Annotated in this window: 14 protein-coding genes; 11 read left to right on the top strand and 3 right to left on the bottom strand. The window is 42.5% G+C overall.

Annotation, left to right across the window (positions count from 1 at the left end):
- Positions 1-21: 21 nt before the first annotated feature.
- A complete protein-coding gene (locus NST59_RS17335) occupies positions 22-207 on the bottom strand; it encodes a 2-hydroxymuconate tautomerase (protein ID WP_003214939.1) in 186 nt (61 codons plus the stop codon).
- Between the two features lie 113 nt (positions 208-320).
- Between NST59_RS17335 and NST59_RS17330 the strand changes: the two genes are divergently transcribed.
- Together NST59_RS17330 and NST59_RS17325 are read left to right on the top strand one after the other, a co-directional pair.
- Complete coding sequence (locus NST59_RS17330) at positions 321-977, top strand: site-2 protease family protein (RefSeq protein WP_371412193.1); 657 nt, start codon at positions 321-323, stop codon at positions 975-977.
- 12 nt (positions 978-989) lie between these two features.
- Positions 990-1,508: a YwhD family protein gene (locus NST59_RS17325; RefSeq protein WP_039182196.1), complete on the top strand. Its 519-nt coding sequence runs from the start codon at positions 990-992 to the stop codon at positions 1,506-1,508.
- Between the two features lie 125 nt (positions 1,509-1,633).
- On the opposite strand, the gene NST59_RS17320 is transcribed toward NST59_RS17325, so the two are convergent.
- Entirely contained in the window at positions 1,634-3,703 is a 2,070-nt protein-coding gene (locus NST59_RS17320; protein ID WP_341040856.1) for a transglycosylase domain-containing protein, read from the bottom strand.
- Between the two features lie 224 nt (positions 3,704-3,927).
- Here NST59_RS17320 and speE point away from each other — a divergent pair, with 224 nt between their 5' ends.
- The 5 genes from speE (at position 3,928) to argS (ending at position 8,343) form a co-directional block, all read left to right on the top strand.
- Positions 3,928-4,758 (top strand): spermidine synthase, encoded by an 831-nt coding sequence (gene speE, locus NST59_RS17315; protein ID WP_003214614.1) that lies wholly within the window; start codon positions 3,928-3,930, stop codon positions 4,756-4,758.
- A gap of 69 nt (positions 4,759-4,827) precedes the next feature.
- The gene (gene speB / locus NST59_RS17310) at positions 4,828-5,700 is read left to right on the top strand and encodes an agmatinase (protein ID WP_039182190.1); all 873 of its coding nucleotides are present in this window, start codon (positions 4,828-4,830) and stop codon (positions 5,698-5,700) included.
- A 78-nt stretch (positions 5,701-5,778) separates the two neighbouring features.
- Positions 5,779-6,126 (top strand): hypothetical protein, encoded by a 348-nt coding sequence (locus NST59_RS17305; protein ID WP_341040854.1) that lies wholly within the window; start codon positions 5,779-5,781, stop codon positions 6,124-6,126.
- A 124-nt stretch (positions 6,127-6,250) separates the two neighbouring features.
- On the top strand, positions 6,251-6,673 hold the full coding sequence (locus NST59_RS17300) for a DUF1934 domain-containing protein (protein WP_003215400.1): 423 nt from the start codon (positions 6,251-6,253) through the stop codon (positions 6,671-6,673).
- Complete coding sequence (gene argS / locus NST59_RS17295) at positions 6,670-8,343, top strand: arginine--tRNA ligase (protein WP_058838538.1); 1,674 nt, start codon at positions 6,670-6,672, stop codon at positions 8,341-8,343. Before NST59_RS17300 ends, argS begins: the two co-directional genes overlap by 4 nt.
- 411 nt (positions 8,344-8,754) lie before the next feature.
- Here argS and NST59_RS17290 read toward each other — a convergent pair whose 3' ends face one another.
- Entirely contained in the window at positions 8,755-9,726 is a 972-nt protein-coding gene (locus NST59_RS17290; protein WP_099663759.1) for a S66 family peptidase, read from the bottom strand.
- A 137-nt stretch (positions 9,727-9,863) separates the two neighbouring features.
- Here NST59_RS17290 and cls point away from each other — a divergent pair, with 137 nt between their 5' ends.
- The 4 genes from cls (at position 9,864) to NST59_RS17270 (ending at position 14,682) form a co-directional block, all read left to right on the top strand.
- Positions 9,864-11,381: a cardiolipin synthase gene (gene cls / locus NST59_RS17285; protein WP_249117613.1), complete on the top strand. Its 1,518-nt coding sequence runs from the start codon at positions 9,864-9,866 to the stop codon at positions 11,379-11,381.
- A gap of 105 nt (positions 11,382-11,486) precedes the next feature.
- Positions 11,487-13,202 (top strand): ABC transporter ATP-binding protein, encoded by a 1,716-nt coding sequence (locus NST59_RS17280; protein ID WP_047202612.1) that lies wholly within the window; start codon positions 11,487-11,489, stop codon positions 13,200-13,202.
- A gap of 151 nt (positions 13,203-13,353) precedes the next feature.
- Positions 13,354-13,596 (top strand): hypothetical protein, encoded by a 243-nt coding sequence (locus NST59_RS17275; RefSeq protein ID WP_039182177.1) that lies wholly within the window; start codon positions 13,354-13,356, stop codon positions 13,594-13,596.
- Between the two features lie 87 nt (positions 13,597-13,683).
- Positions 13,684-14,682: a S66 family peptidase gene (locus tag NST59_RS17270; RefSeq protein ID WP_341040850.1), complete on the top strand. Its 999-nt coding sequence runs from the start codon at positions 13,684-13,686 to the stop codon at positions 14,680-14,682.
- Positions 14,683-14,688 lie beyond the last annotated feature (6 nt).

The raw sequence follows: 14,688 nt of genomic DNA, 5'->3' as shown, positions 1-14,688 counted from the left end.
GGGTTTGTCCTTTTTATATGCTTACAGGTCGCTCATTCGCTTTCCTGCTACGGCATAGTGTTCTTTTTTCATTTCTTCAATAATAACAGAGACTTTTTCTGCACCTGCGCCTGTTGTTTCAACAACAGCATCAGTGACTTTCTCCACAAGCGCTCTTTTTTGCTCGTCTGTTCTTCCTTCAAGCATTTGTACGGTGACAATCGGCATGGCGAAAACCTCCTTTTTCCTTTAATGCTACGCTTCCCTTTAGTTTAAGGGACTTCTTATAGTATACTGAATGAAGTAAATCATTGTATAGAAAGAAAGAGGGATTCATGCCTTTGAACCAATTTCTTGTTTATCCATTAGAACTTATTCCATATGTCGCCATTACGCTTGTTGTTGCATTTACGATGCACGAGCTGGCACATGCATATGTTGCGTACCGTTTCGGAGACCCGACGGCTAAGAATCAAGGGAGACTGACGTTAAATCCACTGAAGCATCTCGATATTTTCGGGACGATTTTGATCTTTGTGGCCGGGTTTGGCTGGGCGAGACCTGTACCAGTGAATCGTTACCATTTTAAAAAACCGCGTTTAGCAGGGATTTGTGTCTCTATTGCTGGACCATTAAGTAACTTAGTGCTGGCGTTTTTGGGCTTTCTTGTGTATGTGCTTCTTCAGAAGTTTGGCGGGGAATGGATCATGCGTTTTGAGCCGGGAGTCGATTATTTCTTCCAGATCTTTATTAACTTAAACGTCATCTTGTTCCTATTTAACTTATTGCCGCTTCCGCCGCTTGATGGATATCGTATCATTGAGGACGTCGTCAGTCCTAGTATTCGTGCGAAAATGACGCAATTTGAACAATATGGGATCATTATTTTTCTCATATTCGTGATCACACCGCTGGGTCAGTTTGTGTTTGGTCCATTGATCGGAATGCGGGATCAAATCATATACTGGTTTAATCTTATTTTGAAGCCGCTGCTTTAGGAGGTTTAATGAATGGAAGGTAAAAAGAAGAAACCAATTGGTTTTAACATCATTAAAAAAACAGATGCAACCGACGGACATGGAGGCTTTGGGGCAGGTGCACTCAGCCTTGATAATATCTCGCCAGTCATCATTGATGTAGAGGAAAAGGAAGCTGTCATTGATATTGGTGCCATGCATGCAAGAAGTGCCGTCGAAAAAGGAATTAAATTTTTGAAAACAAAAGAAGAGGTACCGAACGGAAAGCCTTATTGGCTCGTATGGGTGACGATTGACCGCAGAGAAGAAGGGCCTTATTATGCAGGTGTGACGGCTTGTGAAATGACCGTTGACCGTTCGATTCGCCGCGGGTATAAGTCACTTCCAGAGCATGTGAATTTAATGGATAAATCGATGAAGCGAAAAATCGTCGTGAGTCATATGGATGACGTATCCAAAAAGGTGCTGGCTGATTTCTTAAAGGGTCATAATGAAGCACTATGGGACGCATCGACAGATGAATTAAAAGAAGGATTGGCTGTCCCTGAATAATTGTGAAATTTTTGTGAAGAATGGCGGATCACTACCAAATCCATCCGTTTTTTGAGTAAACTGGTGTTAAAGCTAGGACATGGAGAATCCCGAGATGCAGATCTCGGGGTTTTTCATGTCTTTTTTTAACGTTTCAGCCACTTTTCCCACCATTTCTTTGGCTTTTGATCTTGAACTGGTTCCTGCTCAGAGGCTTTGTCCTCAGCACCATAGCAGACACCTGTCGGCTCTGTTCCTTCTATAAAATAGGTGAATACCTTTGATTCACATCCTGGTCCTGCGAGATCGCCAGTTTTTGGATTGATATATACCCCTTTGACACCGTCAGGCGGCATGAAGGAGGAGGCTGGCTGCTTCGAGAGGGCTGATTCCATAAAGGAAGCCCATATTTTTTTCGCATAGGCCGTTTCTTCGACTGAGTCAATGGTGCGGCCTTTATCATAGCCAGTCCATACACCTGTGACGAGCTGGGGAGAGAAGCCGATCATCCAGCTGTCGGCTCCTGTTGTCCCGGATTTTCCTCCGTATGTTCGTGTAAGGTCCTTTATAATGGTGCGGCCAGTGACACTTGTATAGCCGTTTAATTGATCGTTGAACATTCCTGACATCATATCGGTAATGACAAAGGCTGCTTTTTCATCGAGGATTTGTTCTCGTTTTTGTTTCTCTTCAAAAAGCACATTGCCTTTTGCGTCGGTTACTTTCGTAATAAAGGTTGGTTTGACGCGTTTTCCGCCATTGACGAGCATGGCGTAAGCATTGGTCATTTCAATGGGTTTCACAGGAGACGTGCCTAGAGCAAGAGATGGTACTTGATCTAGTTTCTCCTTGAGTCCAAATGTCTTGCCAGCACGTACAAGCTGCTCCATTCCTAAAAATAGATGGGTCTTTACAGCGTAAATATTATCAGACAGCGCTAAAGCTTGTAGCATTGTAATGCCGTCATTGGCGTAATAGCCGTGATAATTGCTCGGTGAATAAGCCGCACCGCTGCCTTGATCATCCAGTTCAAACACCGTTTCCTCACTGCGCATGACGGTTGCGGGTGTAAACCCGTTTTGCAAGGCAATGTAATAAAGAAGGGGTTTCATGGTTGAACCGGGCTGCCTTTTTGCTTGTGTCACCCGGTTGAATGGACTTTTCTCATAATCTCTCCCACCTATGAGGGCAAGTACATGGCCTGTTTGAGGATGGATGGCGGCAAAGCCAATTTGGATATCTGATTTGGAATCCATCGTGTTTTTTAACGTCTTTTCTGCGATTTTCTGTAATTTTGGATTAAGGGTCGTTTGGATATGAAGTCCATAGGTTTCGATCTGTTCCTCTGTTAACCCCAAGCTTTGTTTCAACTCTCGAATCACATCGTCATAAAAATATGGGGCTTGCTTTGCTTGCAGCTGCTTCTTCTGCAAAGGGCGATAGGACAGCTTTTCTTTCGCAGCGTCATTGGCTGCTTTTTTCGTAATCATGCCATCCTCTTGCATTTGTCTCAAAATCATATTCTTTCTTGCGCCGGCTTTCTCCTCATTCACATAAGGGGAATAGAGAGAAGGCCCCTTTGGGATACCGGCAAGAAGGGCAGATTCAGCGAGGGTTAAGTTCTTTGCTTTTTTTCCGAAATACAGACGTGACGCTGCTTCCACACCGTACGCTCCGTGACCATAATAAATGGTGTTCAAGTATCCTTCTAAAATCTCATCTTTTGTATAGTTTTGCTCTAAACGAATCGTGTAAAAGGCTTCATTCCACTTCCGCTTCCACGTTTTATCATGATCTAAATACAGATTTCGTGCATATTGCTGGGTGATCGTGCTGGCACCTTGTACCTTAGCCATGGCACGAATATCGGCCACCGCAGCACCTGCCATCCGTTTCACATCAAAGCCATGATGCTCATAAAAGGTTTTATCCTCAACAGCCACAACAGCCTGTCTCATATGAGGAGACATATTCTTTAATGGCACCCAATATCTCTTTTCTCCAAAACTGGATTCTCCAAGCTTTGACCCATCAGCTGCATAAATGGTCGTGGATTGGGGAACTTGAACAGAAGGGGCACCTTGCCATTTAGCTATTAATAGAATCGTCAAAAAGACAGTGCCTGCAAATAGAAAAGCGAGCAAGCCGATAAAAAAACAGGCTCGAATCGTTTTCACGGTCATGCGGATTTTTTTATTACTCATGATTGTGTCCATGCAAAGCCCCCATTTTGACGGTTTTTTATCAGTATGGAACAAAGAAAACCGTTTTAAACAAGCGATTGCAGGAGCACTTTAAAAAATGAAGAGAACTCAAGCGGTTCTTTACAATTTGATATGAATCCACTATACTTTTTTCTTGGACAATCGATATAGTCAAAGCCGATAAAAGGCGCTAACAATAGATGTTTGTTTATTATTGGATGAGAGGAAGATGAACAATGAGCGAACTTTGGTATACAGAGAAGCAAACGAAGAATTTTGGTATTACATTGAAGGTGAACAAAACCCTTCACACAGAACAAACAGACTTTCAGCATTTAGAAATGGTGGAAACAGAAGAGTTTGGCAATATGCTGTTTTTAGACGGCATGGTGATGACATCTGAGAAAGATGAGTTTGTATACCACGAAATGGTGGCTCATGTTCCTCTTTTCACTCATCCAAACCCGGAAAATGTTCTTGTCGTAGGCGGAGGAGACGGCGGTGTTATTCGTGAAATCCTCAAACACCCAAGTGTGAAAAAAGCGACACTTGTTGATATTGACGGAAAGGTTATCGAATACTCGAAAAAATTCCTTCCTTCTATTGCTGGGAAATTAGACGATCCTCGTGTAGATGTCAAAGTCGGAGACGGTTTTATGCACATTGCTGAAGCTGACAACGAGTATGATGTGATCATGGTGGACTCAACTGAGCCGGTTGGACCAGCTGTGAACCTATTCTCTAAAGGATTTTACGCAGGAATCTCAAAGGCACTCAAAGAAGACGGTATTTTCGTTGCACAAACGGACAACCCTTGGTTCACACCTGAGCTGATTACAAATGTACAGCGTGATGTAAAAGAAATTTTTCCAATTACGAAGCTTTACACAGCGAATATTCCAACGTATCCAAGCGGTCTTTGGACATTCACCATCGGTTCTAAAAAATATGATCCACTTGCTGTAGAAGACAGCCGTTTCTTTGATATTGATACGAAATATTACACAAAAGAATTGCACAAAGCGGCATTCGTTCTGCCGAAGTTTGTGAGCGACTTAATCAAATAAATCGAGCGAAATGGAAATGCGCAAATGACGGTTTGCGCATTTTTTGAAGCGTAAAAGGAGGAATCTTGCATGAGATTCGACGAGGCTTATTCAGGAAAAGTGTTTATTGGAAGTCATCCGACATGGGAAGATGCAAAGGTCATTTTATACGGCATGCCGATGGACTGGACAGTTAGCTACCGCCCAGGTTCACGTTTCGGTCCGAACCGCATTCGTGAAGTATCGATCGGTTTAGAGGAATACAGCCCTTATTTAGATCGTGAGCTGCACGAGGTGCCATTCTTTGATGCGGGGGACATCCCACTTCCTTTTGGGAATGCACAAAAGAGCTTAGATTTAATTGAAGAGTATGTCGACAGCATTTTAGAAAAAGGGAAATTTCCATTAGGAATGGGCGGCGAGCATCTTGTGTCTTGGCCGGTTTTCCGTGCGATGTATAAGAAATACCCTGATTTGGCGATCATCCATATGGACGCACATACAGATCTTCGTGAGGAATATGAAGGTGAGCCGCTTTCACATTCAACACCAATTCGTAAAGTTGCAGGACTTATTGGAGCTGAAAATGTATTCTCTTTCGGCATCCGTTCTGGAATGAAAGAAGAATTTGAATGGGCAAAAGAAGCGGGTATGCACATTTCTAAATTTGAAGTGCTGGAGCCATTGAAGCAAGTATTGCCAAAGCTAAAAGGGCGTCCAGTATATGTGACGATCGATATTGATGTACTTGACCCAGCCCATGCACCTGGTACTGGAACGGTAGATGCTGGCGGTATTACATCAAAAGAGCTGCTTGCATCCATTCATGCGATTGCAGGATCTGACGTCCAAGTAGTCGGGGCAGACCTAGTCGAGGTAGCACCTGTATATGATCATTCTGACCAAACAGCGAATACAGCGAGTAAGCTTTTACGCGAAATGCTGCTTGGGTTTGTGAAATAATCAGTTGATAGAGGAGCTTGTCATCTCATGTGGACAAGCTCTTTTTTTACATTGGTCAAAAAATAAAGGAGGCAGCTCATGCTTTCGTCAATATTGATGGTGTCCCTCGCTTTATGCGTATTAGCGGCAGGCTTTCTCACACTGAAACGAGAGCTCGCAGCTGATCCGCCTGTTTTTGCTTCTAAAAAGGAAGCAAAGGTGGAGTTAGTTGGTTTATTTCAGGATCGGGGCTTTTTCTATCTTACGGCCATTGCGTTATTCATGCAGGTGGTATTTAAGAAGAATCAAATCGCACCAATTGATTTTTTTCAGGCATTTTTGGCAAGTTCAGGCATACAAGCTCTTTTTTATTTACTGAAAAGAAAAGACTTAGGCGTAAAGGCTGGACTTGTCGTATTGGTCAGTTGCATTTTTCTTTTTTTCTAAAGGGATGGCTGAAGATGAAAAACGAAGTTTAATCGCCGTGAAGAAGAGAAATGATGGTATGATAGGCGCTCATGATTATGGTATACTATTTTAGTTAAACGGGTCTTAGCAAAGGAAGTGCAAAATGACACAAAACCAAATTTCAATTCATGTAAAGTCAGTGATGAAACCAGAGACGGAGCCGGCTGAAACGATCGAATTCCGCACGACTGGAACGTATCAAGAGAAGAATGACAAAACGTATCTCACTTACCATGAAGAACATGAAATGGGTCAAGTAAAAACCGTTGTGAAAATGAGTGAAAAAGAAATTTTTGTCATGAGATCAGGAGCTATTCAAATGAAGCAGCGCTTTCTCATTGGAGAAACGACCGTCACACATTACACGATGCCATTCGGTACACTTCAGTTAGATGTGCACACACATGGCATTGATCTCGATGTGGACAAGGGACTGCTGCACATTACGTACGATATGCTGACAGGAGAAGATCAAAAGCATTTACATACATTATCGATTTCGTATAAGGAGGATTTACGTTCATGAATATCGCAGAACAGGTCAAAGATGCGTTAAAAGAAGAAATCATTGCGGCAGTCGTCAAAGCAGGACTTGCCGATGAAAGCCAGGTGCCAGATGTCCTTTTAGAAGTGCCGAAAGACAAAACTCACGGTGATTACTCTACCAACATGGCGATGCAGCTTGCCCGCATTGCGAAAAAAGCACCTCGTCAAATCGCAGAAGACATCGTCAATGCGTTTGATAAAGGGAAAGCTTCCATTGAAAAACTGGATATCGCAGGTCCAGGATTCATTAACTTTTATATGAACAATCAGTATTTAACAAAGCTGATTCCAGCTGTCCTTGAAGCAAAAGAAGCGTATGGCGAAACGAATACAGGCGGCGGTCAAAAGGTGCAAGTCGAATTCGTCTCAGCCAACCCAACAGGTGACCTTCACCTTGGACATGCCCGCGGAGCAGCTGTAGGAGATTCCCTTTGCAATATCCTTGATAAAGCAGGGTTCGATGTGAGCCGTGAATACTATATCAACGATGCAGGGAATCAAATCAATAATCTCGCTTTATCTGTCGAAGCACGTTATTTTGAGGCACTCGGTCTTGAAAAAGAAATGCCTGAAGACGGCTACAGAGGGGAAGACATCAAAGGCATCGGACAAAAGCTTGCGGATGAATTTGGTGACCGTTTCGTTCATGAACCAGAAGAAGAGCGGATGAAGTTCTTCCGTGAATACGGATTGAAATACGAATTAGAGAAATTACGTGTAGACCTTGAGAATTTCCGTGTGCCATTTGATGTATGGTATTCAGAAACCTCTTTATATGAAAACGGAAAAATCGAACCAGCGCTGGAAACACTTCGTGAAAAAGGCTATGTCTTTGAAGAAGACGGCGCAACATGGCTGCGTTCGACTGATTTTGGCGATGACAAGGACCGTGTGTTGATTAAAAAAGACGGCAGCTTCACTTACCTGCTTCCAGACATCGCATATCATAAAGACAAATTGGACAGAGGCTTTGACCAGCTTATTAATATTTGGGGAGCGGACCATCACGGCTATATCCCTCGAATGAAAGCGGCGATCCAAGCACTTGGATATCCAGCTGGCAAGCTTGAAGTAGAAATTATCCAGCTTGTGCATCTTTATAAAAACGGTGAAAAGATGAAGATGAGTAAGCGTACAGGAAAAGCTGTCACAATGCGTGATCTCATTGAAGAAGTCGGCTTAGATGCGACTCGTTATTTCTTTGCGATGAGAAGTGCGGCGACACATATGGACTTTGACCTAGACCTAGCCATTTCTACGTCTAACGAAAACCCTGTGTACTATGCACAATATGCGCATGCGAGAATTTGCAGCATGCTACGTCAAGGAGAAGAAAAAGGCTACGAACCAAACCTTGAAAAAGCCGATTTCTCTCACATTCAATCGGAAAAAGAATACGATCTTCTGAAAATCATTGGTAGCTTCCCAGAAGTTGTAGCAGAAGCAGCTGAAAAACGTATTCCGCACCGCGTGACGAACTATATTTACGACCTTGCATCAGCCCTTCACAGCTTCTACAATGCCGAGAAGGTCATCGATGTAGAAAACGAAACAAAAACAACAGCACGTCTTTCACTCATGAAAGCAACACAAATCACACTTGCTAATGCATTAAAACTAATTGGTGTATCGGCTCCGGAAAAGATGTAATGAAATGAAAGAAAGCCCCACTCTATTGGATGAGTGGGGCTTTTTCATATAAAAAACCCGCTATCCTCAAGAGATAGCGGGTTTTAAAAATTATCCAAGTGTATTAATAATGTTAGAAATAGAATCAAATAATTGGCTAAGTACATCAGAGAACATAGAGTGTGCCTCCCTTCGGTAAGCATGTAGTATGTGTGCGTCAAATGAAATTATCCAAGTGTGTTAATAATGTTGGAGATAGAATCGAATAATTGGCTAAGTACATCAGAAAACATATTTTTGCCTCCTCTCTTTTCTTTTTACATCTACTTAACGAAGGGAATGAAGGGGTGGATCACTTTTTCTAAAAAAATTTTAAAAAAGATGGTGGCATAGAAAAAAGCACCGCCTATTCGGGTGCTTTTTTGCCTTTAGTTATGAATGAATGCGTAGCTTTATGTCTCCATTTGTACACGCTAGTTGAACGTTTCCGCCAATTGGGAAGGTGAAGACGGGCTGTGTATGTCCGATATCGACATCGTAAATCACTGGGATGTGTTTGAGCATTGGGTGCTTATCTAGAATGAATCTCAAATGTTCCTCTGTCATCTTGGATTTCTTCTGAAATCGTCCGATGATCAATCCTTTGATTGATTGTGCATGCTGCAAGAGGGAGGTAAGGTCTCTGGCGAACATTTCAGGGAATACCAGCTCATCATCCTCGACAAATAAGATCGCATCCTTTACATTCGGCATAAACGATGTCCCTTGCAGTAAGTTCAGTGTACAAAGGTTTCCGCCATACAAGGTGCCTTCAGCTGTTCCTTCCTGATAAATCCCCCATGTTGTCGGATGAAACTGCCTGTTCGCTTGATCGAGATACCAAGCATCATCACTCCATTTTGTCGAAGGAATCACATCAAACGGTTCGCCGCCGTTCATCAAGCAAGCTTGAAACATGGCAGTCTGCTCCTCCTGCCCCTGCTCCATGTAAAAGCTGGAAAAATGGGGGCCGGAATATGTCACCATATCACATTTCGCTGTAATGGCGTTTGCAAGTGCAGTGATGTCACTATAGCCGCAGAGGACTTTAGGGTGCTGACGGATCAAGTCGTAATCAATATAAGGCAAAAGTTCATTGCAGTTGAAGCCTCCGATGGCTGTCAAAATACCATCGACATCATGATCTCTGAACGCCTCATGCAGATCAGACAAGCGGTGTTCAATAGACGATGAGGAATGAAGGTCACATTCAAACACATGCTGTCCCAAAGAGACAGTGAAGCCTAAAGCCTCTAAATGTTTTTTCGCTTGAGCAATTCCTTCTTCTGATAAAATGCTGGCACTTCGGCTTGGGGCAATAACACGTATATGGCTCCCTTTTTTAAGAGGTGAGGGGGTATGCATAAACAGATCTTCCTTTCCATCACATATTTCTCTATTATATCGGATCAAATAGCGAAAGTCTGTAAAGGCTAGGAGAAAGGAATGGGTCGTGCGTTTCATACGAGCTGTGCAAAGGGTATGGAAGAGAAAAAGACAGAATGAGGGCGGAGAATGTGAAAAAGAGAAGACTGGAATTTTTATTTTTATATTTTATGATATTTGGGGCATATGTGGTGTATTGGTGGACTGTGCCAGCGTGGAGCGTTCAGCTGTACGCAGCGATTTATATCGCCATTATTTTATTTAGTATCGTCTCACTCATGTTGGAGAATCGTACATCACAGCACACGTTATTATGGATATATGTGCTGGTTTTTTTCCCGATCATTGGCTATATGTTTTATCTGTTCTCAGGGCAGCTCTATGTAAAAGGTCATTTATTCAAATCAAAGAGAATGTATAACCGTGAAAAATTAAGAAGAATATCTGAGCTTGAGAGCAAGCCGGATGAATCACGTTTAACCGATAATCAGCGTGGTTTTTTTCAATACACAGAAAAAGCTACAGGCATGCATGTGAATACAAATAGTGATATGGACATTTTAAAGAATGGAGAGGAGACGTTTCCCCGAATTTTTGAAGAGTTAAAAAAAGCAAAATCATTCATTCATATTGAATATTACATGTTTAAATCTGATTTCCTCGGCCACCGGATGATGGAGATTTTGATTGAAAAAGTGAAAGAAGGGGTAGAGGTCCGCTTCATATATGATGCGGCGGGCAGCATTCGTTTCTCACGAAAAGATATTAAACGCTTGAAGCAGGCAGGGGTTAAGGTCGCTCCTTTTCTACCTTTAAAATATGGATTCTTTAATCAAAAATTCAATTTCCGAAATCATCGAAAAATCGTCATTATTGATGGAGAAACAGGGTTTGTCGGCGGATTAAATGTTGGCAAGGAATACGTAGGACGGGATGAAAAGATCGGCTTTTGGCGTGATACGCATGCCATGTTAAAGGGTGAGGCTGTTCAGACCCTTCACTCCGTTTTTATGCTCGACTGGGAATATGTATCAGATGAAGTATTAATTGATGATCCGAAGTATCATACGCCGCATCCTGTGACAGGAGAGGATGTCATTCAGGTTGTACCAACTGGACCTGATATGAAAGAAAGTATGAGTGATTTATATGATGCTCTCATTTCTAATGCGAAACAATTTGTCTGGATTGCCACACCTTATTTTGTACCAAACGAATCGATTCGCACTGCGCTCAAAATCGCTGCCACAAGAGGGGTGGATGTGCGGGTGATGGTACCGGAGATCAATGACGGATTTCTCACGCAATATGCCACACGTTCCTATTTTTCTGAGCTTCTAAAAGAGGGCATCAAGGTGTATCACTATCAAAAAGGGTTCATGCATCAAAAGGTGATGATCGCAGATGGAGAACTCGCCTCTGTCGGCACCGCAAATGTTGATATGAGAAGCTTTCAGCTTAATTTTGAGGTCAATGTCTTTACAGCAGCGAAAAAGCCAATTGAGCAATTGATGGCCCACTATGAGGAAGATATGAAGGAATGTGAGCAAATGGGTCCTGTTCATTTTTATAAAAGAGGCTTAAAAGAGCGGTTGAAGGAATCATTTGCCCGATTGTTTTCTGGCGTATTATGAGGGTTTCCAGTCAAAGAAATCATTTCCTGATCTAGTATTTTGCAGAGGATTCCTCTATAATTGAAAATGATTATCAATTATAGAGGAAATGAGGTCCTTTTACATATGCTAAAACGCTTTTTCGCCTATTACAGGCCCTATCGCGGTCTGTTCTTTTTAGATTTCTTTTGCGCTGTCGCAGTTGGATTAATGGAACTTGGTTTCCCGCTGATCGTGAACTACTTCATTGATACGTTATTACCAACAGGGAACTGGACAGTCATTGCCTGGACCGCACTTGCTCTGTTTATCATTTATGCCCTCAGCTCAGTGATGCAATTTATTGTGTCGTACTGGGGACACATGCTTGGCATTAATATTGAAACAGATATGAGGAAGAAGCTGTTTGATCATTTTCAGCGTCTCTCATTTAAGTTTTTTGATAACAACAAAACGGGTAAGCTTATGTCTCGGATGACAAATGACCTCATGTACATTGGTGAGGTGGCTCATCACGGACCTGAGGATTTGTTTATTGCGATTATGACGATTCTTGGCGCCTTTGCTGTTATGCTAATGATTAACTGGCAGCTTGCCATTTTAACCTTCCTGATCATGCCTGTCATCATTTGGCTTGCCCTTCATTTTAATAAAAAGATGACACAGGCGATTACACAGCTGAACAATGACATTGGAGACTTTCATGCAAGGGTTGAAAACAATATCGGCGGTATTCGTCTTGTTCAAGCCTTTGCCAACGAACATTTTGAGAAAAAGCGTTTTGCTGAAAACAACAACCGCTTTCGGAAAGCGAAGCTTCTTTCATATAAAATCATGTCGGTTAACGGCTCAATCAGTTACATTCTGACACGTCTTGTGACACTGTTTGTCCTTCTAGCAGGGACATGGTTTGTTCTGCAGGGTCAATTAACGGCAGGTGGATTTATCGCGTTTGTTCTGATTACAAACGTCTTATTCAGACCGATTGATAAGATTAACACAGTGATTGAAATGTATCCAAAAGGCATTGCGGGCTTTAAAAGCTATGTCGACTTACTTGAAACAGAGCCAGATGTGAAGGATACAGAAGGAGCTCGTGATGTATTCGGGCTGAAAGGTGAAATTGAATATCGAAACGTGACATTTGGCTACGATGAGCACAGTCATGTGTTAAAGGATATCGATTTGAAAATCAAACAAGGAGAAACCGTTGCGTTTGTCGGGCCCTCAGGAGCCGGAAAATCGACGATTTGCAGTTTGCTGCCGCGTTTTTATGATGTGGATGAAGGGGAAATTACGATTGATGGTGTGAGTACAAAATCGATGACCCTCTCTTCTTTAAGACAGCAGATCGGCATTGTGCAGCAGGATGTCTTTTTATTCTCAGGCACCATTCGAGAAAACATTGCGTACGGCAACCTAGAAGCCAGCGATGCAGAGATTTGGGAGGCTGTACGTCGTGCGCATTTAGAGGAACTCGTTCAGCGTTTCCCAGAAGGATTAAATACTGTCATAGGAGAGCGCGGCGTCAAATTGTCAGGCGGTCAAAAGCAGCGCCTGTCGATTGCGCGGATGTTCCTAAAAAATCCTTCAATTCTTATTTTAGATGAAGCCACATCAGCACTTGATACAGAAACAGAAAAAGCTATACAGGATGCACTGAGCGAACTGGCTGTCGGCAGGACGACACTCGTTATTGCCCACCGCCTGGCAACAATTAAACACGCCGATCGTATCATCGTCGTAACAGAAGAAGGCATTCAAGAACAAGGCCGCCACCAAGAACTCATCCAAATGGGCGGCGTATACAGCAGACTGCATGAAGCGCAGTTTGGTCATTGATAGTAAGGCGTAAATGAGTTCAGCTATTGAGTTGGACTCATTTTTTTACATGTGATAATAAAAAGTGGTTCGTCCTGCAAATATTTAAATCACCATTTAAATGGAATTTTGATATAATTTAAGGAAATTAGATCCAAAAGGAGAGGGTTGTTTGAGCGAAACAGCAAAAACATTCATGCTGAAAAGCATTCACTACGTGACTCTTGTTGGTTTATTTATATTGATCATTCCAGCTGGAATCAACCCAGTATTTTTTTACATTGGGATTATTCTATTTGGCATCCACCTTTTTGTAAACGTTATAGACAGTTCTTTAAGCAAAGTCAAAATATCGATAGCATTGATTATTAGTTTTACGCTCATATTACTTGGCCTTTTTAAAATATTTTTTTGAAAAGATTTTCATTCGTTCAGTAGCCCTTTTGATAAAGGGCTTTTTTTGTTAGGATAGAAAAAATGCGTGTAGGAAGGATCTGATGGAATGAAGGGGCTTCGGCGATTACAAAAGGGCGATAAGATCGGTATTTTTTCACCTTCCAGTCCTGCATCAGCGACCTCGCCTCTTAGGTATCAGCGGGCGAAGAAGTGGCTTGAGCAAAAAGGATTCATTGTGATCCCAGGATCATTAACAGGGAAAGAGGATCACTACCGTTCCGGTACAATTCAAGAACGAGCTGATGAGCTGAATGAGCTGATGGCTAGAGAGGACTTGGCGTGCATCATGTCAATGATTGGCGGGACGAATTCAAATAGCTTGCTGCCTTATCTTGATTTTGAGCTGCTGAATCAACGTCCGAAAATCATGATCGGTTATTCAGATGCGACAGCGATTCTACTGGCGGCGTATGAAAAAACGGGACTTCCTGTTTTCTACGGGCCGGCGCTTGTTCCTTCTTTTGGCGAGTTTGAACCGTTTGTCGATTATACATATCAGTCATTTGAGGACATCTTGATGTCTCCTCAAAGCATTCCTTATCAGATTGAAAAACCGCCTTTTTGGACAGATGAACGAATCAATTGGGAAGAAAAGACGCGTGACAAAAAGCAGCGTCCGAATGATTGGCTGTGCGTCATAGAGGGACAGGCAGAAGGCAGATTGATCGGAGGGAACCTGAATGCGATGTACGGCATTTGGGGAAGTGAGTTCATGCCAGCCATCCAAAACGGAGACATCCTCCTCATTGAAGATTGCATGAAAACCGCTTCTGTTGTAGAAAAGAACTTCTCTTTATTGAAAGTAAATGGAGTGTTTGAACGGGTGTCAGGGATTCTTTTAGGAAAACATGAGCTGTTTGATGATGAAGGGACGGGCAAAGAGCCTTACGAGATTTTGCTTGAGGTGCTCGGAGAGACGAAGAGACCACTCATCGCTGATTTTGACTGTGCCCATACGCACCCAATGCTTACGATGCCAATTGGGGCACAAGTGAAAATAGATGCAGCTTCTAAACAAGTTTGGTTAACAGAAGATTGGATATAAGAAAAA

It is taken from the genome of Bacillus sp. FSL R5-0439 (assembly GCF_038008805.1).
Taxonomy (GTDB): domain Bacteria; phylum Bacillota; class Bacilli; order Bacillales; family Bacillaceae; genus Bacillus; species Bacillus safensis.
This window is presented reverse-complemented; position numbering and strand designations above follow the sequence as displayed.